Annotated in this window: 22 protein-coding genes; 18 read left to right on the forward strand and 4 right to left on the reverse strand. The window is 39.5% G+C overall.

Features of this window, described 5'->3' with window-relative positions:
- Positions 1–243: 243 nt before the first annotated feature.
- The 6 genes from BMZ04_RS08555 (at position 244) to BMZ04_RS08580 (ending at position 4637) form a co-directional block, all read left to right on the forward strand.
- Positions 244–1236, forward strand: coding sequence for a rod shape-determining protein (locus tag BMZ04_RS08555; protein WP_093267916.1), 993 nt, complete (start codon positions 244–246; stop codon positions 1234–1236).
- 180 nt (positions 1237–1416) lie between these two features.
- Positions 1417–2256, forward strand: coding sequence for a flagellar hook-basal body protein (locus BMZ04_RS08560; RefSeq protein WP_093267918.1), 840 nt, complete (start codon positions 1417–1419; stop codon positions 2254–2256).
- Positions 2257–2523: 267 nt separating this feature from the next.
- On the forward strand, positions 2524–3363 hold the full coding sequence (locus BMZ04_RS08565) for a flagellar hook-basal body protein (RefSeq protein ID WP_093267920.1): 840 nt from the start codon (positions 2524–2526) through the stop codon (positions 3361–3363).
- A 24-nt stretch (positions 3364–3387) separates the two neighbouring features.
- On the forward strand, positions 3388–3654 hold the full coding sequence (locus BMZ04_RS08570) for a DNA-directed RNA polymerase subunit beta (protein WP_093267922.1): 267 nt from the start codon (positions 3388–3390) through the stop codon (positions 3652–3654).
- Positions 3655–3666: 12 nt separating this feature from the next.
- Positions 3667–4107 carry a 3-hydroxyacyl-ACP dehydratase FabZ gene (gene fabZ, locus BMZ04_RS08575; protein WP_093267924.1) on the forward strand — a complete coding sequence of 147 codons (441 nt, stop codon included), beginning with the start codon at positions 3667–3669 and terminating at the stop codon, positions 4105–4107.
- Between the two features lie 149 nt (positions 4108–4256).
- Positions 4257–4637: a hypothetical protein gene (locus BMZ04_RS08580; RefSeq protein ID WP_093267926.1), complete on the forward strand. Its 381-nt coding sequence runs from the start codon at positions 4257–4259 to the stop codon at positions 4635–4637.
- A 303-nt stretch (positions 4638–4940) separates the two neighbouring features.
- On the opposite strand, the gene BMZ04_RS08585 is transcribed toward BMZ04_RS08580, so the two are convergent.
- Positions 4941–5369 (reverse strand): YwpF family protein, encoded by a 429-nt coding sequence (locus tag BMZ04_RS08585; protein ID WP_093267928.1) that lies wholly within the window; start codon positions 5367–5369, stop codon positions 4941–4943.
- Positions 5370–5620: 251 nt separating this feature from the next.
- Between BMZ04_RS08585 and BMZ04_RS08590 the strand changes: the two genes are divergently transcribed.
- Entirely contained in the window at positions 5621–6043 is a 423-nt protein-coding gene (locus BMZ04_RS08590) for a single-stranded DNA-binding protein (protein ID WP_369802641.1), read from the forward strand.
- 396 nt (positions 6044–6439) lie between these two features.
- On the opposite strand, the gene BMZ04_RS08595 is transcribed toward BMZ04_RS08590, so the two are convergent.
- The 3 genes from BMZ04_RS08595 to BMZ04_RS08605 all read right to left on the reverse strand — a co-directional run bounded on the left by BMZ04_RS08595 (position 6440) and on the right by BMZ04_RS08605 (position 11378).
- The gene (locus BMZ04_RS08595; RefSeq protein WP_093267932.1) at positions 6440–9151 is read right to left on the reverse strand and encodes a DEAD/DEAH box helicase; all 2712 of its coding nucleotides are present in this window, start codon (positions 9149–9151) and stop codon (positions 6440–6442) included.
- A complete protein-coding gene (locus BMZ04_RS08600; protein WP_093267934.1) occupies positions 9148–10728 on the reverse strand; it encodes a hypothetical protein in 1581 nt (526 codons plus the stop codon). Before BMZ04_RS08600 ends, BMZ04_RS08595 begins: the two co-directional genes overlap by 4 nt.
- A gap of 254 nt (positions 10729–10982) precedes the next feature.
- On the reverse strand, positions 10983–11378 hold the full coding sequence (locus tag BMZ04_RS08605; RefSeq protein ID WP_093267936.1) for a helix-turn-helix domain-containing protein: 396 nt from the start codon (positions 11376–11378) through the stop codon (positions 10983–10985).
- Between the two features lie 236 nt (positions 11379–11614).
- On the opposite strand from BMZ04_RS08605, the gene BMZ04_RS08610 reads away from it, so the two are divergent.
- The 11 genes from BMZ04_RS08610 to argC all read left to right on the forward strand — a co-directional run bounded on the left by BMZ04_RS08610 (position 11615) and on the right by argC (position 22516).
- On the forward strand, positions 11615–11926 hold the full coding sequence (locus BMZ04_RS08610; RefSeq protein ID WP_218145519.1) for a hypothetical protein: 312 nt from the start codon (positions 11615–11617) through the stop codon (positions 11924–11926).
- 704 nt (positions 11927–12630) lie between these two features.
- Positions 12631–13092 carry a transcriptional regulator gene (locus BMZ04_RS08615; protein WP_093267940.1) on the forward strand — a complete coding sequence of 154 codons (462 nt, stop codon included), beginning with the start codon at positions 12631–12633 and terminating at the stop codon, positions 13090–13092.
- Positions 13093–13498: 406 nt separating this feature from the next.
- Positions 13499–14878 carry a S41 family peptidase gene (locus BMZ04_RS08620; protein ID WP_093267943.1) on the forward strand — a complete coding sequence of 460 codons (1380 nt, stop codon included), beginning with the start codon at positions 13499–13501 and terminating at the stop codon, positions 14876–14878.
- Between the two features lie 16 nt (positions 14879–14894).
- Positions 14895–15572 carry a hypothetical protein gene (locus BMZ04_RS08625; RefSeq protein WP_093267946.1) on the forward strand — a complete coding sequence of 226 codons (678 nt, stop codon included), beginning with the start codon at positions 14895–14897 and terminating at the stop codon, positions 15570–15572.
- Positions 15569–16813 (forward strand): efflux RND transporter periplasmic adaptor subunit, encoded by a 1245-nt coding sequence (locus BMZ04_RS08630; protein ID WP_093267948.1) that lies wholly within the window; start codon positions 15569–15571, stop codon positions 16811–16813. Before BMZ04_RS08625 ends, BMZ04_RS08630 begins: the two co-directional genes overlap by 4 nt.
- Positions 16814–17276: 463 nt before the next feature.
- Complete coding sequence (locus BMZ04_RS08635) at positions 17277–18194, forward strand: DMT family transporter (RefSeq protein ID WP_093267951.1); 918 nt, start codon at positions 17277–17279, stop codon at positions 18192–18194.
- 41 nt (positions 18195–18235) lie between these two features.
- Positions 18236–18439: a hypothetical protein gene (locus BMZ04_RS08640; RefSeq protein ID WP_093267956.1), complete on the forward strand. Its 204-nt coding sequence runs from the start codon at positions 18236–18238 to the stop codon at positions 18437–18439.
- 329 nt (positions 18440–18768) lie between these two features.
- A complete protein-coding gene (locus tag BMZ04_RS08645; protein WP_093267960.1) occupies positions 18769–19473 on the forward strand; it encodes a hypothetical protein in 705 nt (234 codons plus the stop codon).
- Between the two features lie 86 nt (positions 19474–19559).
- Complete coding sequence (gene sigI / locus BMZ04_RS08650; protein ID WP_093267963.1) at positions 19560–20315, forward strand: RNA polymerase sigma-I factor; 756 nt, start codon at positions 19560–19562, stop codon at positions 20313–20315.
- Positions 20315–21226, forward strand: a complete 912-nt coding sequence (locus BMZ04_RS08655; RefSeq protein WP_177184382.1) for an anti-sigma factor domain-containing protein — start codon at positions 20315–20317, stop codon at positions 21224–21226. The genes sigI and BMZ04_RS08655 overlap by 1 nt, the downstream gene beginning before the upstream one ends.
- A gap of 255 nt (positions 21227–21481) precedes the next feature.
- Positions 21482–22516, forward strand: coding sequence for an N-acetyl-gamma-glutamyl-phosphate reductase (gene argC, locus BMZ04_RS08660; RefSeq protein ID WP_093267970.1), 1035 nt, complete (start codon positions 21482–21484; stop codon positions 22514–22516).
- Positions 22517–22545 lie beyond the last annotated feature (29 nt).

The following is a 22545-nucleotide window of genomic DNA, read 5'->3' on the forward strand; positions in this document are numbered from 1 at the left end:
AAGAAAGGAAATTTCCTAATTTGGTTGCTCTCTCCCACAAACTAAATGCTTATGCATAGGATTTGATTGCCGCCAATACTCAATTGGTTGCAAATTGGTTTCCCTAAGTCATTTCACGCAAATTCTACATTATATGTTTCTTAAAAAAGTGTAATTCTGACAAAACTATGATAAAATTATAAGTTAGAGACGTATCGAAATATACATATAAAAGGTTCTAACAGGGAAGGAGAAACACTGTTAATGTTTGCAAAGGATATTGGAATAGATTTAGGTACTGCGAACGTACTTATACATGTAAAAGGAAAAGGGATTGTGTTAAACGAACCTTCCGTTGTAGCTATAGATAGAAATACAAAAAGAGTGCTTGCAGTAGGCGAGGAAGCCCGCCAAATGGTTGGGAGAACTCCGGGTAACATCGTAGCGATTAGACCCCTTAAAGACGGTGTAATTGCTGATTTTGATATAACAGAAGCTATGCTCAAGTATTTTATCAATAGTTTGAACGTAAAAGGATTTTTGTCTAAACCACGTATTTTAATTTGTTGTCCAACAAACATTACAAGTGTAGAACAAAAAGCAATCCGTGAAGCTGCAGAGAAATCTGGCGGTAAAAAAATATACTTAGAAGAAGAACCAAAAGTGGCGGCAATTGGTGCTGGCATGGATATATTCCAACCAAGCGGTAATATGGTTGTGGATATCGGTGGCGGTACAACAGATGTTGCAGTGCTATCAATGGGAGATATTGTAACGAGTGAATCCATTAAGATTGCTGGGGACATATTTGACAACGATATTCTTCAATACATTAAAAAAGAATATAAACTGCTAATCGGGGAACGCACAGCAGAAAATATTAAAATAACGATTGGAACGGTTTTCCCGGATAGCCGCCATGAAGAAATGGATATCCGCGGGCGCGACATGGTAACAGGACTTCCGAGAACGATAACGATTCAATCAGATGAAATAGAAAAAGCTTTAAGAGAATCAGTTTCTGTTATTGTACAAGCTGCCAAAAATGTGCTTGAAAAAACACCACCTGAATTATCCGCCGATATTATTGACCGTGGTGTCATCATAACTGGTGGAGGAGCACTTCTTCATGGGATGGATCATCTACTAATGGAAGAATTGAAAGTCCCAGTACTTGTTGCAGAATCCCCAATGGATTGTGTCGCTATTGGAACCGGAATTATGTTAGACAACATAGACAAAATAACTAGACGCTAGCTAGAAAAGCGGAAGCACCTCTTATAGTTGAGTACAGTTTAAGTTAGCTATATCGCAATTGTAAAGACTGTATGATCCGCTTCATGCGGACCTAGGAGGTAGCTTTTTTCGGGGAGCAACGTACTTCTGCGAGGAGCTTCGCGTAGCAGCTAGACATCAAATTAGAGTGGAGGCTTTCTCATGTTTCGTGGATTTCATACAGTTGCATCTGGAATGATTGCGCAACAACGTAGAACAGAGTTGCTGACAAATAATATGGCAAATGCCAATACGCCGGGATATAAAGCCGATCAATCGACGATTCGTTCTTTTCCGGACATGCTTTTGTCTAGATTAGGACCCACTAAAATACCAACGGAAAATGCTATACACGGAAAGTATGCAGCTGAAATTGGCGGGCTTAGTACAGGCGTATATATGCAAGAAACAATTGCACTGTTAACACAAGGTCAATTGCAACAAACTGAGTTAAATACGGACATTGCCTTAATCGATGGATCACTTCCAGTGGACGAGGGAACTGGTCAAACAGGCGCCGTTTTTTATCGTTTGCAACATCCTGAAGCAGGGGAAGCATACACTCGAAACGGTAATTTTACACTAGATCCAGCAGGTTTTTTAACGAATGCACAAGGGTTATATGTGCTTGATAATAACGGAGAGCCGATTCAACTGCAAAACGATGACTTTCGATTGGCAGATGATGGGCAAATCTTTGTAAATGACACTTCCGTTGCACAAATCGGAGTTTCATTTGCAGCGCAGCCAGATACGTTGAGAAAACAAGATAATGGCCTATTTCAAACAGCTGACGGTACAAACTTACCATCCGCTTACGATACAGCAAACGTTAGCTTCTCGATGCAACAAGGGTATATTGAACGTTCAAACGTTGATCCGCAAAGAACAATGACGGATCTATTAACCGCATACCGCGCATTTGAAGCAAATCAAAAAGTATTGCAAGCTTACGATCAAAGCATGCAAAAAGCAGTAAACGAAGTTGGACGAGTGAACTAAGAAAAGCGGAAGCGCCTATGTCTGCCCCGACAGGCAAATGGGGAAAAGCGAGGAGGCAGTTCCTCAGCCACCACAGCTTTTTCACATTTGACCCCGAGGGGCTAGGCGCTGGAGCTGGACAAAAAGAAAAGCGGAAGCGCCTATTTCAGAGGAATACAGTCTAAGTTCGCGACATCGTGTCGCAACGACTGTATGACCTGCATCCTGCAGGCCTCCGACAGGCAAGAGCGCTGCAGCTAGAAAGTATTTAGAAAGGAGGTCCACTGCATGTTACGTACAATGATTACTGCAACAAACACGATGTCACAGCTACAAAACCAACTAGATATTATCGGAAATAACCTTTCCAACACGGGCACACATGGCTACAAAGCAAAAGAGGTAAAATTTCAAGAATTACTTTACCAGCAGTACAATAACGACAAATTAGATACTGCCGAAAGACAATCTCCTGCAGGAATTCGTTACGGAGTTGGTGCTTCGCTTGCCCAAACGCAAATGAATTGGAAACAAGGAAGCTTGCAATCTACTGGAAGAGACTTAGATTTTGCTTTTCAGGAACCGAAACAATACTTTAATGTCCTTATGCCAGATGGCGAAAATGGACAACAAACTGCATACACTCGCCAAGGAGCGTTTTATGTATCACCACTTGAAGATGGTCAGTTAATGCTTGTAAATGGCGATGGTTATCCAGTGGCAGATAGTGCCGGACAGGGGATTACGATTCCTGCAGATGTATCACGCTTTTCGATCAATGAGACGGGTATTCTTACTGCAACATATCCAGATGGCACCACTGTTCAGCGAGAACTTGCAGTATCTGTATTACAAAAACCGCAGTTAATGGAACACATATCTTCGACATATATTAGTATGCCTACTAATTTAGATGAACTAGGCGTAAATGCTGACGACGTGATGACGGATCTCCAAGGTGCAAATCGAGGCGAAATTGCAGTAGCAAACCAAGTACTTGAAATGTCAAATGTGGATATATCAAAGGAAATGACCGATTTAATGACGGCGCAACGATCTTATCAATTCAATGCACGTTCCATTACAATAGCAGATCAAATGATGGGTCTCATCAATGGAATAAGATAATCATTTCCGTAAGGAGTTAGGCTTATGACAGAAGAAGTAAATATCTCTGGCAGACGACAGCGACGATTAGAAAAAGAACAAGAGCAGAAAGCGGAACCAAGAAAAACATCTTGGGTACAAATTCGTATGTTCCCTATTTGGCTGCGTATACTACTATGTATCGTACTTTTTGCTGGAGCAGCAGCAGCTGGACTAATGGTCGGATATGGCGTTTTAGGAGACGGTACACCAAAAGATGCACTGAAATGGGAAACATACCAACATATTTTAGATATAAAAGATGGGAAATAGGAGGACGTTTCTATGTTAACAACAGAGCAAGTACAAGCACTTTTACCTCATCGTTATCCATTTTTAATGATAGACCGTATTTTGGAATTAGAAGAAGGAAAACGAGCAGTAGGTTTGAAAAATGTAACAATTAACGAGGAATTTTTTAATGGTCATTTTCCTGGATATCCAGTAATGCCCGGTGTATTAATCGTAGAAGCTCTTGCACAAGTAGGAGCGGTTGCCGTGTTACAAATTCCTGAAAACAAAGGAAGACTCGCTTTCTTTACTGGCATTGATAATTGCCGTTTCAAAAGACAAGTGAAGCCGGGCGATCAATTAAGATTAGAAGTAGAACTGACAAAATTACGTGGTGCAATGGGCAAAGGACATGCTATCGCTACAGTAGACGGTGAGCTTGTTTGTGAAGCGGACATCCTATTTGCATTAGGTCCAGTTGTAGATAACGCATAATAATAGTATTCCTTTATTCGCTAAAAAATACAGTTGGTGAACATGTAAAAACAGGCAAGTTTGCCAGGCATAGTTCCTCCTTTCCTTGGACAACCTATCGTAAGTCACAATGATGTGATGAACAAAATCCAGGAAGGAGGAATTTTTTAATGCTAAAAAAAGCTGTGCCAGTAGTGGCTCTTTGTTCTGTTTTGTTAGTTGGATGTAATATGAACGGTAACGGTAACGCCCCAAATAATAACGAAACACCCATGCAGGATGTTCGAGAGGGTGTAGACAGAGTAGTTCCGGAGCCTAATGTTAATACACCGTCACCAACACACAAAAATGAAAATGGTGTCAACAACAATGATAACAATGGTGTTAACGGCGGGGTAAACGGTGCTAACAACGGTATAAATAATGTACCAGAAGTGCATGATAATACTGTACCAAATGGCAATGATAATTTGACTACACCAAATGCAAAAAACGCACCAAATCTGAACAACAACGAAGAAGTTATCATTAAAGAAGAAATTAAAAAATAAAAAACAAAAAGCTGATTCCAAGTGGTTTAACTTGGAGTCAGCTTTTTCTATACTTTAGGAAATAACAAAATCTATGGCATGTGGATAACTGTCTACAAGTGATTTCCCGTCCAGACTTCAGCGCCTTGCTCCTGCGCAAGCTCGTCGCAGTTAAAACCATGTGCTCCTGCGCAAGCTCGTCGCAGTTAAAACCATGTGCTCCTACGCACAGCTTGTCGCAAAAGAACGTTGCCCCTCGGGATCAAATGTGAAAAACACTTTGCAGACCTCCCCCTTCTAACATAGGCGCTTGCGCTTTTGTTCTTATTGATCCTTTTTCAAAGTAGGTCTTGTTCTCATATCATGTTCAAATTTAGTTAAAAGCGCTTCGCCAGTTAATCCTTCCTCGATTAAATCAGAAAGCAGCGACTCTGCATATTTTCGTCTAGCACGTTTCAATGTACCACGTAGTAACACCGATAAATAATCACCAATTTGTTTCACGGAATAAGTTACTACTTCAAAATGTGCAGGTTCATTTTCTGGATAAGAAATAACAACCTTAGCATTAAATAATTCCCCAGAAGTTTTCAATTGGTTAAAAAAATCTTCATACTTTTGATCGATAAATAATTCTAAAATCCATGACCGGCTTGTATTCTCCTGATTGATGACAATTCCATCTTCCAGCGTAATCGGCATTTCATTGTTATCTCTAATAATATCAACGGAAATCATTTTGAATGTTTTCATGTACAATCCACCTTTACAGGATTAATTATTACCCATTATAGCATAGCAATCTGCCCCTATAAAAAAACTTACGAAAATGCTAAATTTGTATTTTTGATTTTTCAAATTACTGGGTTTATTGGAACCTAAGAAAAATGAGGAAATATAAACACCTTTTTCACAAATAAAAACGGGGGTAAATGAAATTGTTGGCTTTTGCTAACAATTTATAGAGCCATTATGATAATACCAATGGGAAAGAAGGAGGTGACATGGTGAACACAGTTTCGATAATCGGACGAATGACAAAAGCCCCACAGCTCAAATATTTAACGGAAGGGAGAAAGCAAACAAGTTTTATCCTTGCCGTAAACAAAGGATATAAAAACGATGATGCACACTTTGTGCTATGCACGATTTGGGGGAAGCTCGCAGAAACAACGGTCAAGTATTGTGGGAAAGGCTCACTTGTTGGGATATCAGGTAGGCTTAATACGAGATCTTATGAAAAAGGCGATGGTACGAGAGTATTTGTGACAGAAGTAGTTGTGGAGGACATCCGATTTCTAGTGACTAAAAAACGAGACGAAGAAGAGCAACATAATACACAAGCAAGTGCTGCACACGAGCAACCAAAAAATGAAGAAACAGATTTCGAATTTCCAGCAACACAATCCAATCAACTTCCAGTATAGAAAGCGAAGACCGCAAAACTTTGCTGATACAAAAGAGGAAAACCTGACCGGTGAAGCTCGGTCAGGTTTTAACTTCATTCAGCAAGTTTTTTTTTGCAACGAGCCTGCGCAGGAGCAGTAGTCTCCCACTTCTATAAGTAGTGAGAAGAATGTAAAGGATGCATACAATTCAGTGAGGATCCACAAACCCCTGCTGAAAATCCGAGGAACTCTGGCTAAGAACGCTGCTTCCTGCAGCAACGCCTGAGTAACCAACATCCTGTTGGCCCAAAGCCTCCGGCGGATGCCACAGATTTTTAGAGGAATTTATCGAGCGGGCTCGATAAAATCTGGGCGCACTGTTTTCTGCGACGAGCTTGCGCAGGAGCAAATACGCCGAGGCGTATTTGATTAAAATCAAATAGACAGTGTTAATAAATCTTTTATATCCGCGTCAGACATTTCCGTAATCCACTGACTCGAATGGATCAACTCTTCGGATAATGCCTGTTTTTCAACTAGTAATTTATCGATTTTTTCTTCAATCGTCCCAATCGTAATGAATTTATGCACATGCACAAAATTCGTCTGACCAATCCGATATGCCCGGTCCGTTGCCTGATTTTCGACAGCAGGATTCCACCACCGGTCTGCATGCAGCACATGGCTTGCAGCAGTTAAATTTAAACCAGTTCCACCAGCTTTTAACGATAAAAGGAAAACAGGAAATTCCTTCGCCTGAAAAGCCTCTACTAAATGATCACGCTGGTTTTTCGGCATACTTCCAGTTAAAAATGGTGCATCCACCTCATATATTTCGGTTAGGCAATGTTGCAATAAATGACCCATGCCAATATATTGAGTGAAAATCAGACATTGCTCGCCGCGAGCGGCAATTTCACCTGCAAGTGTAACGATTTGCGCAAGCTTTTCAGAACGTTCAAGCATGTCTGCCGCGTCATCGAACGGCTCTTTTAAATAAAGTGCGGGATGGTTACAAAGCTGTTTTAATTTACTTAGCATTTTTAAGATGAGTCCCTTTTTCTCAAAACCAGAAAGCGCGTCAAGCTTGCTCACCGTTTCTTGAATAAGCGATTCATATAGAGCAGCCTGCTCGGTAGTTAGAGCACAATATTCACGTTGCTCTAGTTTTTCCGGTAAGTTCAGCAGCAACTCCGGATCCTGTTTTGTTCTTCTTAATAAGAAAGGCTGAATTTTTATCCGTAACTTATGCTTCGTTGCATCTGAATTATCTCGTTCAATCGGCACAATATAGTTTTCCTGAAACTTACCGAATGAACCTAAATAACCTTTATGAATAAAATCGAAAATCGACCATAACTCAGATAATCTATTTTCGACAGGCGTACCAGTTAATGCAATATGATGTGCACCAGTTAGTTTACGAATCGCACGAGATTGCTTTGTATGCATGTTTTTAATATTTTGTGCCTCATCTAGCGTAATGCTAGACCAGACAATTTCTTCAAGTGATTCTGCATCTTGCATGGCAGTCCCGAATGTTGTGATCACGATATCCGCAGTCAAATCTATTTCTTTCGTACGAGCGGAACCATAATGCGTTTGAACTTTCAAAGAAGGCGCAAACTTTGCCAACTCTTTTTGCCAGTTTCCTAAAACGGAAGTTGGACAAATGATTAGGGAAGGAGTTTCTCGCTCTTCCTTTTCATGCACATGCAATAAATAAGAAATTAATTGAACCGTTTTCCCAAGTCCCATATCATCCGCTAAACAAGCCCCAAATTGTTCGTTTCGCATGAACACAAGCCATTCCAGACCAAGCTGTTGATAAGGGCGAAGCGTTGTCAATAAATTAGGAGAAACTTCGACTGCGGGAAACCCTTTTTTCTCTGAAAGTTGTTCCATCAGTGTTTGAAGTGATTTTTGTAATTCAAATTGGAATAATGGATCCTCATTAGATTCTTCGTCATCATCTAACATTAATGCCATTTCTTCCGGAATCTCTCGGAATAATAGCTCTTTCACGGTCCAATTTTCATCCTCAGACTTCTTCATTAGCTCACGTATCTCGTGCATCCAAGCGGCATCTATGCGGAACCATTCATTTCCTGCTTGAATATAAGAACGGTTTTCATTCACAAGCTGCTGAAAATCATCCGCTGAAATTTCTTGACCGTTTAAAGAGAAGCTCCAGTTAAATTGCAAAATTTCATTGAGACCGGCAGTTGTTTTATACGTATTCGCCGTTTTTGCAATTGTTTTGACGCGCATTTTCGTATCTTTGACCGCTTTTAGCCATGCTGGAAGCACGATTTCAAATCCGAGCGCTTGTAATTTTACTAAATCATCTCTCAAGAATATGCGAACTTCTTCATCAGATAAAGTGGAAGAGAAAAATATTTCCGGATTTAGGCTATCAATCGAAGAAATAAGGGAAAACATTTTCGTTTGTACTTCTTCTATAAAACTGCTAAATTCATTCCATTTGTCAGGTAATGCGCTTTTAATAGGTAGTGACTTTTTACGAAATGCTGGCGTCCAGTATACACTGCTTTTCTTCCCGCGAACGACTGTTTCGAGTAGCCATGTGTCATCAAGTGCTTCCGGTTCGGATAATCGTAATGCGACGAGTACATTTGGGTGCATCGTTTGCGATTTAATCGGCCATCCGCCTTGTTGGAAAAACGGAATAAGTGCAGGTATATCTTCCATCGCAAGACCAGCTTGATAAAGCTTCTGTGTTACAGCATTTGAAATAAGCACTTTCGCTTTATCATCAATTGGCGCATTCACTTCAAACGTATTGTCTTTTAATTGTAGTAGTTCCCATAAATCTGAACTCGCCCAAACGTTTGCTGCTTCTTTAAACGTTTGCAACCATTTGTTAGAATCCTCATTTATGCCGGAAAAAGTGATAAACGGATGTGGTTTTCCAGAAAAAAGTTCAACCAATTCAACTGGTGAAGCGATCAATGCATTGTCTTCTAATTGTGCAGTAAGTCCAAAATAACTTTCCCGATGGTCTAAATATAAGTAGGGAACCCATTGTTCAGCCGGGGTACTTGACGTTGTTAAATGGAAGTTCCCATTTTCAGTTGCATTAATATTGAGTGAAAAGCCTTTTGTAATAGATAAAGGTTGGGTCATAATGGCAAGTTTCCTTTCTCTATTTCTTGTTGTAATGCACGAAGTCGTTTGTATTTTTCACGGACGTTCTCTACATATGCATTCCAGTAATCGGTTTCATTGGATTTCTTGGCTACTTGTTTCATCTTTTTCCAAATTCGAACTGCCTGTTTGTAGCTATATCGATTTTTTTCTTGGATAAAACGCATCGCATATTGATGATAAAGCGGAAGCAATACTTCTGGAGCTTCTTCTTTTACTATAGGTAGACCGCAAGCCTCAGCATATTCGAGCGATGAATTTGCTGACTGATGTAGCGCCATCCAATCACGATAACGCTTCTCTTTTAACAACAAAGTCGAATAAGACTGTATACCATACAGCCCAAATGATTGATATAGCTTTTCAAGTTCTTCTGATTCTAACTGGATCGAAGCGAATAATAATTCTAACCGGCGAATGAGCATGACACGTGATGGGTTGGTAATCACTTCGTTTAAATAGTAGGAAACATGCGGCAATAACTTCCTTGCAAGATTGTTCACCATATCTTTGTTGGTCGTGTGAAGTGCTTTTTCGCACACTTCTAACCATTCCAATAGTTGCTCTGTTTCCATCATCTCTGCTGCTGCAAGCAACTCACTAGTCATCGATAACGTAAGATAAAAATAAGGTAACACGATATTTAAAGGGATATCTTCATCTGTTTTATCAAGTTGCTCTAAATACTGTACTTCTTCTATACGCGTCGCTTTGTCCGTCACAAGAGCATCCCAAAATGCTAAATATACATGCTTTCGAAAACGAAAAAGTGACTCAGTTTCAAAATAAAAAGAGCGCACAGTTTTCATCATATCGTCGTAGAAGGGATCCGCCGCAAACATCCTCGGCTTTGAAGCTAGTTGTGCCAAATAGTCATCCATTTCCTCTACATACTCATGTAGAAAATGAAAAACACGATTGCGCATATTAGAATCCGCAAACGGCTCTAAATAAGGCCAGATTTTAACAAGAATAGAAAGATTTACATAAACATCATAGATTGGCTGCCATTCCCTTTCAAAAGGACGCGACTTTCTAATTTGCGCTTTCAAATCATGTACGGCAAACTCTAACAAATAAAAACTAGTAGGCGGATATTGGGAAATAAACTTCCGGAAAAAGTTTTCTACAATTAGCTCCCAACTTCTAGGACTACGTTCATCTTTTAACAAAGTCAACTGTGTCATATCATCATTGGATTTCCACTCCGAAATCCATGTCGACAACGAATCGTTTTGCTGATACAAATAAAAAACAGCTGCCACAATATGCCGACAAGGTTTCTGCATCGGGCAAGGGCAGATAAAACGATCATTTAAAGGTGTATAAGATACATCAATATTGCTTACATCACGAACCGTAAAATCAATTTTGTGCTCCTGCGGATAATAATTTGAAATGGAAACCGCGCCATTACGCACAAAAAAAGCGGCACGTCGAACAAGCTCCTCGTCCTCTAAAATAGCAGGATGTAGCTTCTTTTCAATTGTATCCATCGATTGGTCAATATATTTTTTATAATGTGTGGCAAGTTTTTGGTAAGAAGTAAGGTTCAACGGAATCTCTCCTAAGAAAAAAGGCTTTCCTTCCATTATACGTATAATCGAACCAGAATAAAAGCCGCACCTATTATTTTAATGAACAAAAGTAAAAAGCGCCTGTCTTAGATGAGTCCAGTCTAAGTTCAGGACGCCGTGGTGCGCCTGCGCAACAATGTAGAAGCTCTTGTAGAAAAGTTTTACACATTATAAAAAAGCTTTCACTTGATCTAGAACTATGAAATCTGTCATAGCAAAGTACAAGCAAAAGCTTAGTTATTTTTACGTTTATTTTGGAGGAGACGTCTACGTTCCTTTTCATCAGAAACAGTGGCTACATCAATCACTAGCTCTCGAAATTCCTTTAGTGGAATAAGTGGTGAGACGTATTCTTCCAAAAAGGACTCAAGATATCGTTCTCTACTTTCCCTAGCTTCCAGTCCTGGGTTTTTACTTTTTAATCTTGTACCAATTATCATTTCCAAAAACTCTTTTTCTGGTATGCGATACACTTCAAGAAATTTACTTAATAACTCAATTGGTACGGAAAGATCGCCTCGCTCATATTTCGACAAGACAGAATGGTCAATGCCTAAGCGTCTAGAGGCTTCCATTTGTGTAATTTCCAGTTGTTCACGATATTCACGAATGCGCTCAAAAAAAGCCATACAATTCCCTCCTATACAATGAGACAAGAATATCGAAATAAGAGGGAATAACAGTAAAAATCGCCAAAATGGAGATTTTAACGTATCAATTTAGCTTTTGTAGTATACAGATAATAGTATGTAACTAGAATGATGTGAAAATAAGGGATTAAATTGATAGGAAGGAAGTGTGGAAAATAGAAAGGATACAGTTACACATACCTGATTTATTGTGTATTCTCAATCACCAACCGATGATGGAAACGGAGGAAATAAAACTGGTTGGTGCAAAAGCAAGCAATCTAAAGTATTTGATAAGTAATCCCGCAAAATTAGAAAAGAGTATTAAACAAATTGTAGCGGAAGATTTCACGGTGTATGATTTGGAGTTAGATTTTGAAACGGAGACGTTTTCGTTCTATTTAGAAAGCAATGGCAAATTATCCGAATCGGAAATCTTACCAAAAGTATTTCAAACGTTTGCAATCAGATATGGCCCTAGAAAGGTTGGCTTTTTCCATTACGCTAAAGGAAGAAGCGAACCAACTGCCTTATTGGTAAAACGATAAATTCAATAAAAAAGCAAATGCATTTCGCATTTGCTTTTTTTTTAGCTTAGGAAACTATGAAATTTAAGGCTAGTGGATAACTTTTTCGGAAAAATATAAGGCATATATACACTTTATAGGAAAGTGCAGAGGCTTTGATCAGCTAGAAAGTTCAAGGAATAATGCGCACTAATAAGTTTCCGCATGGATTTAGCGCTCCAGGGCGGACACTTTTCGCGGGCATGCCTTCGACCAACAGGGTGTTGGTCACAAAGGCGTTGAGGCCCACAGGACGTGGGTCATGCAATCGTTGCCGCAGGACGCGGCGAATTTAGATTGCCTTCCGTTCGATGTGGCGTACTTAGCCTTTGTTCCTATAACAGTCCGGGGCTTCAGCTCATGCACCTAACGCTTCGCTTTCGGTGCAAAAAACATCTGCTATTCTCGCTGGAGTCACTGTAACTGCTAGAAGGATGTTGATAAAACTGGAGCTCTATTCAATTTAGCTATTGATCGTCAGCAAGTTCCATTGATTGCAGCGAAAATCATAGCAGTTACCCATTGAGCTTTTTAATGCGCATTATTTCTACATTGCCAAAATATAATTAATAAGTGTTTATTTTATCGTCCTAAGCATCCGAAACCTGCCAGATGCACTACACGAAAAATGAAAAATATGATAAACTAATAGTAATCAGAAAATTCTAACATAGGGAGAGGATGACATGCTACTCGTACAATTGATGAAGCCATTTTACACAAAGCAAGAAGGAAATAGAATAAAATTAGTTTTTGCGTACCAATACTTCTCCATCCGTAAAGATGACGAATTGTTCCATTTCATACCGGTCGAAGGGAAGGAGATCATTGTTCATGCAGAAACATTGCAAGTGGAAAACCTAGCAGAAATTTTTGTTTTCCAAAAAGGAAATCGATATATCCGTCTACCACTCTATCAACTATTAGTTGTTTCAGATATCCATAAACATTTACAAGCAATCATTGAAACAAATGTGCATATGAATTTGAGTTCTTCATCTTTAGAAAACGCTGCCACAGTTATACAGGAACTAGAAGAACAAAACTATGAACGCATGATTGACTATGCATTACTGCATAAGGACGTTAGCCTATTCAACAAATTACAACAATTTAAAGAATCTAACGGAGGTTTCGCAATTGAATAATATGAACACATAGAAACACCTAACAAAAAACTGATAGGTGTTTTTATGATTCTAAAACGAAGTAAAAAAGTATAAGAATAAAACGAAGCCACTTGATCCAAGCACACCAAACAAGATATCCCCCCAACTGAAACCGGTCCATTTGTCGATTTTCATACGCATTCGACTCCTTTCTACGTAAATTTCCCGGGAAATATCTCGATTTATTGTAAAGTTACAACCACCATCCCCTAAAACCTAACAAATTATACAAACCTACTAGCGCAATACTACAAAGTCGTTAGAAATGCCCAGACGAGTAATCACTCTGTAATAAGGATAGTTTTGATAGGGATGGGAGAAATTACTGCAGATAGAGGAATTTTGAGGTAATATAGGTTTATAGAGTTCGAAAGGGGGAATTGGAATGAAGAGGGTTTCCGCGTTTGCAGCAATTATGATGACAATTGGTTTGTTGTTGGCTCCAATTGAAGCGGCGGCAGCGCCAATTGATGAGGTGAAGCAACTAGTTAATGAACATTATTTTGGGGAGCTTCCTTCCAATTTGCAAAGCATGTCTTCGATTGATGACATTATTTTGAAACTGGATCCATATTCTACTTATTTTTCAAAAGAAGAATTTGAGGCGTATACAGGCTCTATTAATAATTCGACGACTGGTATTGGAGTCATAATTGAAGAACATGAAAAAGGTATCCAAATAGTAAGTACGTTTGAAGGAGCGGCTGCCGCACTAGCTGGGATAGAGCCCGGAGATATTATTTTGTCGGTTGACAGTGCGACGACGAAAGGTATGTCGATTCAACAAGCATCTTCTCTTATCACCGGTAAAGAAGGAACAACGGTGCAACTAGAAGTGTTGAAAACTACTAATCTAACAAAAACGTACAAGATAACCCGTAGCAAATTCACTGTTCCCTCCGCGACGAAGCAACTTTTATATGGAAATATCGGGTATATCGGACTTAATACATTTTCAGATGATGGTGCAACACTAGTACAGCAAGCAAAAGAGGCACTTCAAAAACAAGGAGCAACTTCATATATCGTGGATTTACGAAATAATGGTGGTGGCTTTGTACATACAGCGGAGGAACTGGTTGGTTTATTTCCAAATAGTCCTTATGCATATGGACTTCAAATGAAAAAGCAAAATGGATTAGTGAAATCCGTGCAGCAAACCTCCCTGTTCCCAGCGAACACAAAAGTACTTGTAAATGGTTATAGTGCCAGTGCATCAGAAATGGTTGCTGGAGCACTACTTGATCAAAAATCAGCAACACTATACGGTCAAACAACTTATGGCAAAGGCTCGATGCAATCGTTTTACACTTTGTCTGATGGTTCCTATCTAAAACTGACGGTGGCAAACTTTACAGGACCAAAAGGAACGGTAATACACAAAACTGGAGTCAAGCCACAAATTACGACAACAGTTGGGCAAGAACTAGAAAAAGCACATCTAGATGCCATTCTTGAAGCAAATAAAACCTACAAAAAAATGCAGGCACTACAAAATGTGCCAACAACAAAAGAATTTACCGTTACATTCACAAAGACTATAGCACCAAACAAACAACAAAAAATGGAGTTAGTCAAACTGGGTACAGCGAGCAGTGTGCAAGTAAACATCAAGCAAAAATCGCATAATCAGTTCGTTTTAACACCAACAGCACCACTTGAAAAAGGAGCAGCCTACTTACTACTCATTCATCCAACATTCCAAACGAAAACGGGAGAAATGATGAAAACCGGTGCTTATGTGGAAGTAACTGTTCAGCCATAAGAGGGGGAACAATGGAATGTTTTTTGAATTTCGATTTTGGAAATACCTTTTTAACCGAAATGAGTTAATTGGGTCACTAGAAGATACAAAGATGCGCGGCTTTGAAAAGCGTGTCTGGCTAGTAGCCCTACTTGGGGTTCTCCTTTTTGCACTACGGGATATATGGGGCATGCAAACAGAAGGACTTACAGCACTATTTGTAGGTGGCTTTGAAGATACATTCGTCATTGCAAGAGCGACTTCTTTAATAGGAGCAATTATTTGGTCCTTTCTTTATATGGCCTTCCATTTCTTTGGAATCGCCTTTATCTTACATAAGATAACGAAAATTGAATTGTCGAAAGTGGCAATAATACAGTTATTTGTCGTAGCATTACTTTTAATGGAAAAAGCATTTACTTTTTTCTTATATGCAATCGTAGGGTACACAACGGACTTTTCACTTTTATCATTCGGTCCGCTTGCTGCAACATTTTTAGATAGTGAATTTTTTACTTACTTTTTTAATGAATTAACTTTAATTACCGGACTAATCATTGCCATCCAGTTTCACTTTTTACGAGCATTCACCGAAATGTCCGCTCGTAATCTATTTATCATATTACTAGTGATCCAACTGATTCTTGCTTTATTCGTAGCGGGAATCCAAGTGCTTCCACTAGAAGCGTGGTTCGAAGGGGGGCAAGCCGCATGAATAAAGTATTAACAGTTGGTATTGCCATTGTAGTATCTACATTCATTGCTACAAACGCTATTCTTTTGTTCTCGGATAAAAGCGAAATAGCGAGATCTTATTACGTCCATGAATATGACCGTGTCCACGAAAGTACATATACAAAAGAGCTGGAAAAAGAATCAGTCGTCGTGCCGGCAAATGAAATGATCGTCACCATTGATGTGGAAGCTATTTCCGATATTGTTGTGTTAGAAGGAGATATAGTACAACAGGGAATGGAGCTTGCGCTATTAAATACACAGTCTGCCGATGTACAGCGAGCGCACTGGGAATCCGAGCAACAGGCATATATGGAAGAACAATCTCGACTCTATGAAATTTTGGATAATCTAGAATCGGAGCGCTACGGAGCAGATACAAATTCAACTAGCAACCAATCAGCTGAAGGGGAAACTACTGTAAATGTTCAAGTCGACGTGAACGTTTCACCTGAAGGAAACTTCGCCCAAGCGATTGCAGAAACAGAACAAAAAATTGCCGAAATAGACCGCAAGTTACAGATTGTCAGCACCCAACTAAGTCAAGAATCGGGAGAAACGGCACTACTAAGCCCAATAAACGGGAATATTGCTGCAATTGAAGAACGAAATGGAACCTATTTTATAACTATTTATGCGGATGAAAAATCAGTCATCACCTACGCAAAAGAAGCAGAATGGCATCAAATAAACGAAGGCCAACGTGTGAATAACTACTCGGCCCACCGAGAGGGTGTAGTAGAGGGAATCGTTTCTACTAAAACGCAAGTGCCAGCAAACGAATCCAAGTGGCTAAAAGCATACGAACAATTTGGTGAGAATACGGAAGAACCTCTATACGAAGTACAAATTCAACTAGACGAACAACTAGAAACATTACCGTTTTCAGCCAACGTCAACTCCGTATTCATCACAAATGAAGTCGAAAACGCCATCCGCGTGAAAGCAAACTGGCTCCTAAACCGGTCAGAAGAAACAGCCGAAGTATACACACTTTCAGAAGACGGAAAAATCATGCGAACACAAGTAACCGTACCATTCGATTTGGATAAACATGCGATCCTATCAGAAGGCCTACAAACCGATAGCATCGTACTAAACGCAGATCCTAAAACCGACGAAGCACCAGCTTTCCTGCCATTTCCACGTGAACTCCCATCCTGGAACAGCATCAAAGCAATCGGATGGAAAGACTATCTCAGATATTTAACGTATAAATAGTAGAAACCAGCTGTTGCACTAAGCAACAGCTGGTTTCTTTATTGGCGGAATGTTGCTTGTGCTTGGCACCAGTAACATCTCTTGGACAATCGATCAATCTCTCTAGACATTCGATCAACCCCCACGCCCAGAACAAAATCTACCCTTAACAACTCAAAAAAACTTCGCTATACTAGTGTAATAACATACACGCAAGAGATAGATATGGATGGGATTTACGGTTATTCACTTTGTTTGGAGAACGGAGCCGTTGCATCAATGGTAACTGGAATTATCTCCTATATTGCGTTACACTTTTATAACGAAGCGTACGGCTATCTATTCGGCATTCATACTGTCGTAGCCTGTCATTCTATCGCTAATTGCCTATGTCGCATTTAGTTATTCATCAAAAAACTAAATATCAATTCTAACTTGCATCAGCAAGTGATGCCTCGGCGTAATTGATAAAGGAGGCCCTCAAGTGAAAGAATGGAAAATTTATGCCATGCTCGTGTTCGTCATGTTCGTTTGGGGAGCCAACCTTCCTATATTGAAATACTTAATTACTGTAGTACCACCTGTCACTTTAACTGCATTTCGCATATTAAGTGCTAGTTTAGTGGTGTTTATCATTTTATGGAAAATGAAACTTCTCCGTAAACCAACGAAGCAAGAGTGGAAATATATATTACTAGGCTCCTTAACAAATGTCGTCTTGCATCACTATTTCCTCAATATTGGCTTATCCATCACAAGTGGAACCCACGGAGGACTCATTTTAGGGACTGGACCAATGCTAACAGCCATTTCCGCAGCCATTATATTAAAATACTTTCCAACGAAAATTCAATGGCTTGGTCTAGTATTCGGACTAGCAGGAGTGAGCGTCTCTATTTTAGTTGGAGGAGGCGCATCAAATGGAGCGAATATTGGAGACTTTTACGTCTTTCTCGCTATTTTAGCGCAAGTACTCAGCTATATGGTTGTGAGTAAAGCGGCGGCAACACTTGACCCAAGACTGCTCACTGCATATATGATGTTAATCGGTGCGGTAGTATTAGTCATTGTAAGCTTTATACAAGAACCAGGCGCGTTCACCTCGTTTACAGAAACGAATCCGACGTTTTGGACACTATTCCTAACATCGGCAATCATCTGCACTGCCGTCGGTCACATGATGTATAACTACGCAGTAGGTAAAGCTGGGGCAACCAAATCAGCGATATTCATGAACTTAAATCCACTATTCTCGCTCATTCTCTCTGCCATTTTCTTAGGCGAGATACTAACAGGACGCCATTTTATCGGCTTATTCCTAATCGTCATAGGAGTTATGCTCGGATCCGGAGCAGCAGAAGACATGTGGAAAAAACAAAAACAAAAAAGTGCTACTCACTAGAAGCGAAATCGTTGTTTAGTGGAAGTGGAGGTATATTACTAATGACGATTGTATCCTTTCTAATAATTGCTTGGATTTTAAGTTGGTTTAAGTTTGATCAACTATTTATCCAAGCAATTAAAGAGCTTTTCAAAAAAGAAGTTACAAAAGCAACTTATTACTTTGTCTTTTTTTGTATAGGAGTAATAGGTGACCTAACCTTACTTTTAAATGGCACTTTTTATGATGTACTCAACACGCCATAAAGGATCATCAGGATAAAGCAGTAAAAAATAATTGTTACTGGTGCCAGGCACTCGTAACAATTATTTGTTTTTGGAAAGATGTGGCTTAGCGAGACAAAACACCTCACGAAAACGACAAACTACCTATTGAACGCGACAAAACCACTAATCAAAGCGACAAACCACTCCGCGAACACGATAAAGCCTTCATGTCACTATGCCAGTCACCTGTAATATAACTGTAATATATTATTTTGCAGCATGACCCCCATAAACCAAAGTGCTTCCACGAATAATAGAATGTCCGAGTAAAAGAACAAGGGCGAAACTATATTTGAGGTGATAACACAATGCAAATGAAATGGAAGAAAACTGGAGCCGCATTATTAGTAGCTGGTATGACATTAACAGGTGCTACTTATGCATGGGCCAATGAGAACTTGTTTGACACAGTGGACTTAAGCAAACTGAATTCTAATAATGCTGAAAAAACAACAGGAAATTCTGTGCGAGCGGTTGTAACAATTCCAGAAAATCCGGTAAAGTCTGCACCAGATCAATCAGCTGTAAAAAGGGTTGAAACCACTGAAAAAGCAAGTGATCTTCCTAAAATTCCTGAAGGCTACACGGCAGGAAACTTAGAAGCACTTATTAAAGCATATGAAAATGCAGGAAGTCCAACTGCAAAAGCAGAAATCAAACGCAACATTGAACATGCAATTGCAAAGTTTGAAGCTTCTCAAAAAGTGGAAACGACAGAACTACCAGTAGTGAAAGCACCAATAGTAGAGACTACTGAAAAAGAAAAAGCTGCTAACAAAGAAGAACGTAAAGCCCTTCAAGAAAAGCATAAAGCAGAACACAAAGCGCTTAAGGAAAAACAAAAAGAAGAGCGTAAGGCTTTAAAAGAAGATGACGATGATGATAATGATGATCATGATCATAAAGAAATAAAAGAACAACAAAAACAAGCAAAAAAAGCTTTAAAAGAAAAACAAAAAGCAGAGAAACACGCAAATAAAAAGCACAAAAAAGATGATAAAAACAAAGACTAATCATTTTGCAGAATAACCGCTTTTCATTTTCCGTTCAGCCTATTACAATAAAGGACGACCGGATGAAGTGAGAACGGAGGGTATGTATGCTTTTGTCCATATTACAGGGATTATTCAAAACAAAAACAAAACAAACAACGAGCGAACTTGCTCAAAAGGCGAAAGTTGGTGATGAGGAGGTTCTTAGTGACCTCCTTTTGGCCTTTACCCCTTTTATGAAAAAAACGGCATCCTTTATTTGTAAAAGACAGATTGATGAGCATGATGAGGAGTTTAGCGTGGCGATGAATGGATTTCACGAAGCGGTGATGGCTTTTGATTCCAAAGAAAATGCCTCGTTACAAACGTTTGCGCATTTAATAATAAAAAGACGAATGATCGATTTTATCCGAAAAGAGACCGTTAGAAATGAAAAAGTACTATTAATGCAAGCAACTGGAGAAGAAGCGGCTTCATCAGAACAACATTTTTTATTGGATAAACAATCAGTCAGTACATACATAGAAGAACAGCAAACCGCTACAAGACGAGAAGAACTAAACCGTTACCGTGAATTATTAGAGAGGTTTAATTTATCATTTGAAGAACTTACAAAAGTAGCACCAAAGCATGCGGATGCAAGAAAAACGGCATTTCAAATAGCACAAATTATTGCCGAAACCGAAGAGTTCTATGACCACTTAATGAAAACCAAACAACTACCATTGAAAGAAATCGAAGCAATCGTCGAGGTATCCCGAAAAACATTGGAACGGCATCGTAAATATATGATTGCCGTTGTCTTACTATTAAATAGTGACTTCGTTTATATAAAAGAGTATGTAAAAGGAGAAATCATATGATGCGCACATACAAGGGCATTGTTTGCGAGAAGAAAAATGAATATATGGTTTTTCTGACGAAGGAAGGTGAGTTTCTGCGCGGGACTCCAATAGGACCTACTCCAGAAGTGGGAGAGGAAGTGGAATTTCATCTAGTAGCGGTACCCAAGCTTCTTCGAAAGCGAATGAAACCCCTCTTCGTAGGACCGGCTATAGTCGCAGCAGTGCTTCTGCTATTTGTAGTAGCATCTTTGATTCCTCAAACGAGTAACGCCTACGCTTACGTTCAGCTAGAAGGTGAAACAACCGTAGAACTAGGAGTGGATGAAGAAGGCAACGTTGTCTCGCTTCGCTCTTTAGATGAATCGACTCTCTTTGAACTGGATGAATGGGAAGGACTCCCACTGAATATCGTGTTAGCAGAAGCGATGAATCAATTGCAATCTACGAATGAAGACATCGATATCACCACCGTGTATGAAAAGGAAGACCAGGAAGAATTAAAAAAACGCATCGACCAAGCAGTAAACGAAGTCCAAAAACAACCGAAAAATAATACCGAAAACACAAAACCAATCCAAAAAGAAACACCGCCAGCTGTGGAACATAAACCTAAAGAAAAAGAACCAGTTATTAATACACATAAAGAACAACCGAAACCCGACAATGACCCAAATATAAATCAAAACAAAGAAAAACAACGAGAAATAAAACACCAAGAGAAACAACAAAAGCAACTAGACAAACAGCATGAAAAACAACAAAAAGAGCAAGAAAAGTTGGAAAAGAAAAAAGAAAAAGAAGAAGAAAAAGCACAAGCCAAGCAAGAGAAAGAAGAAGAAAAGGCAAAGAAACAATTAGAGAAGAATGAAAGAAAGAATAAAGACAACGATGATGAACAGGAAGAAGAAGAAAATAATGACGATGAATAGAATATCCTAAAAAGAGGCGTCTCACCAGAGATTCGTCCTCTTTTCTGGGAATACCTGGCTTACCGAGACAAACCATAGCCCGAACGCGACAAACAGACCCTCCAACGCGACAAACTACTGCTCGAACGCGACATACCACCCCTCCAACACGACAAACCCAAACACTACGAATCTCGAAATATACAATAATACAATTGACTTTATATTTATGCAGTATTATACTTATTTCTAATATATACGTAGAGGTGAACGATAATGAAGGTAGGTATAATTGGGGCAACAGGATACGGTGGGCTAGAACTGATTCGGCTTCTTCATAACCACCAAGAAGTTGAAAACATTGATTTGTTCACTTCTTCGGAAGAGGGAATACAATTTTCGCATAAATATACACATTTAATGAATATTCACGATCAACCATTACTAAAAATCGAAAATGATAAACTAGCAAACTACGACGTCATCTTCACGAGCACGCCATCAGGAGTTTCCACAGAACTTTTGCCTCCATTAATCGGAGCAGGACCGAAACTCATCGATCTGTCAGGTGACTTCCGTCTAAAAGATGCATCCGAGTACGAACAATGGTATAAAAAAACACCAGCACCACCTGAAGCGGTGGCACAAAGTGTATACGGGCTAACCGAATGGAACGAACAAGATATCAAACAAGCGCAATTAATCGCAAACCCAGGTTGTTACCCGACGGCTGTCTTACTTTCTGTCCTGCCACTTATTAAAGAAAACCTAATTGACGCATCGGGACTCGTAATTGATGCGAAAAGTGGAATTTCCGGAGCGGGCAACAAGCCGAACCAAATGACGCATTTCAGTGAAACGAATGAAAACACAGCTATTTACAAAATTCATGAACACCAACATATACCAGAAATCGAGCAAGCAATCAGCAACTTTGCAGGCCAAACAGCGCCAGTCACATTCACTACCCATCTAGTGCCGATGACAAGAGGGATTATTACAACTAGTTATGCACCAGTAACCTCAGGGGTAACGGAAGAACAGCTCACAAACGCACTAGAAGAGACATATGCCAACCACCCGTTTGTCCGAATCATTAAAGCATCAAACAAATTCGGCACAAACCAAGTGTATGGCTCGAACTTCTGTGACATACATGTGAGACTAGACCCCAGAACGAACCGAGCGACTATCGTTTCGGTTATCGATAACTTGGTGAAAGGAGCAGCCGGGCAAGCGATTCAAAACATGAACGTTCAGTTCGGTTTGGATCAAACGACAGGCCTCCAGCAAGTCCCACTTTTCATTTAAAACTAGGAGGAATTAATTTGACAACAGTA

This window comes from Psychrobacillus sp. OK032, from assembly GCF_900111345.1.
Classification (GTDB): domain Bacteria; phylum Bacillota; class Bacilli; order Bacillales_A; family Planococcaceae; genus Psychrobacillus.

What these genes read in the sequence shown, in the direction of transcription:
- BMZ04_RS08555 (WP_093267916.1), top strand. Translation starts at nt 244, where the DNA reads ATGTTTGCAAAGGATATTGGAATAGATTTAGGTACTGCGAACGTACTT.
- BMZ04_RS08560 (WP_093267918.1), top strand. Translation starts at nt 1,417, where the DNA reads ATGTTTCGTGGATTTCATACAGTTGCATCTGGAATGATTGCGCAACAA.
- BMZ04_RS08565 (WP_093267920.1), top strand. Translation starts at nt 2,524, where the DNA reads ATGTTACGTACAATGATTACTGCAACAAACACGATGTCACAGCTACAA.
- BMZ04_RS08570 (WP_093267922.1), top strand. Translation starts at nt 3,388, where the DNA reads ATGACAGAAGAAGTAAATATCTCTGGCAGACGACAGCGACGATTAGAA.
- fabZ (WP_093267924.1), top strand. Translation starts at nt 3,667, where the DNA reads ATGTTAACAACAGAGCAAGTACAAGCACTTTTACCTCATCGTTATCCA.
- BMZ04_RS08580 (WP_093267926.1), top strand. Translation starts at nt 4,257, where the DNA reads ATGCTAAAAAAAGCTGTGCCAGTAGTGGCTCTTTGTTCTGTTTTGTTA.
- BMZ04_RS08585 (WP_093267928.1), bottom strand. Translation starts at nt 5,369, where the DNA reads ATGAAAACATTCAAAATGATTTCCGTTGATATTATTAGAGATAACAAT.
- BMZ04_RS08590 (WP_369802641.1), top strand. Translation starts at nt 5,621, where the DNA reads ATGGTGAACACAGTTTCGATAATCGGACGAATGACAAAAGCCCCACAG.
- BMZ04_RS08595 (WP_093267932.1), bottom strand. Translation starts at nt 9,151, where the DNA reads ATGACCCAACCTTTATCTATTACAAAAGGCTTTTCACTCAATATTAAT.
- BMZ04_RS08605 (WP_093267936.1), bottom strand. Translation starts at nt 11,378, where the DNA reads ATGGCTTTTTTTGAGCGCATTCGTGAATATCGTGAACAACTGGAAATT.
- BMZ04_RS08610 (WP_218145519.1), top strand. Translation starts at nt 11,615, where the DNA reads ATGGAAACGGAGGAAATAAAACTGGTTGGTGCAAAAGCAAGCAATCTA.
- BMZ04_RS08615 (WP_093267940.1), top strand. Translation starts at nt 12,631, where the DNA reads ATGCTACTCGTACAATTGATGAAGCCATTTTACACAAAGCAAGAAGGA.
- BMZ04_RS08620 (WP_093267943.1), top strand. Translation starts at nt 13,499, where the DNA reads ATGAAGAGGGTTTCCGCGTTTGCAGCAATTATGATGACAATTGGTTTG.
- BMZ04_RS08625 (WP_093267946.1), top strand. Translation starts at nt 14,895, where the DNA reads ATGTTTTTTGAATTTCGATTTTGGAAATACCTTTTTAACCGAAATGAG.
- BMZ04_RS08630 (WP_093267948.1), top strand. Translation starts at nt 15,569, where the DNA reads ATGAATAAAGTATTAACAGTTGGTATTGCCATTGTAGTATCTACATTC.
- BMZ04_RS08640 (WP_093267956.1), top strand. Translation starts at nt 18,236, where the DNA reads ATGACGATTGTATCCTTTCTAATAATTGCTTGGATTTTAAGTTGGTTT.
- BMZ04_RS08645 (WP_093267960.1), top strand. Translation starts at nt 18,769, where the DNA reads ATGCAAATGAAATGGAAGAAAACTGGAGCCGCATTATTAGTAGCTGGT.
- sigI (WP_093267963.1), top strand. Translation starts at nt 19,560, where the DNA reads ATGCTTTTGTCCATATTACAGGGATTATTCAAAACAAAAACAAAACAA.
- BMZ04_RS08655 (WP_177184382.1), top strand. Translation starts at nt 20,315, where the DNA reads ATGCGCACATACAAGGGCATTGTTTGCGAGAAGAAAAATGAATATATG.
- argC (WP_093267970.1), top strand. Translation starts at nt 21,482, where the DNA reads ATGAAGGTAGGTATAATTGGGGCAACAGGATACGGTGGGCTAGAACTG.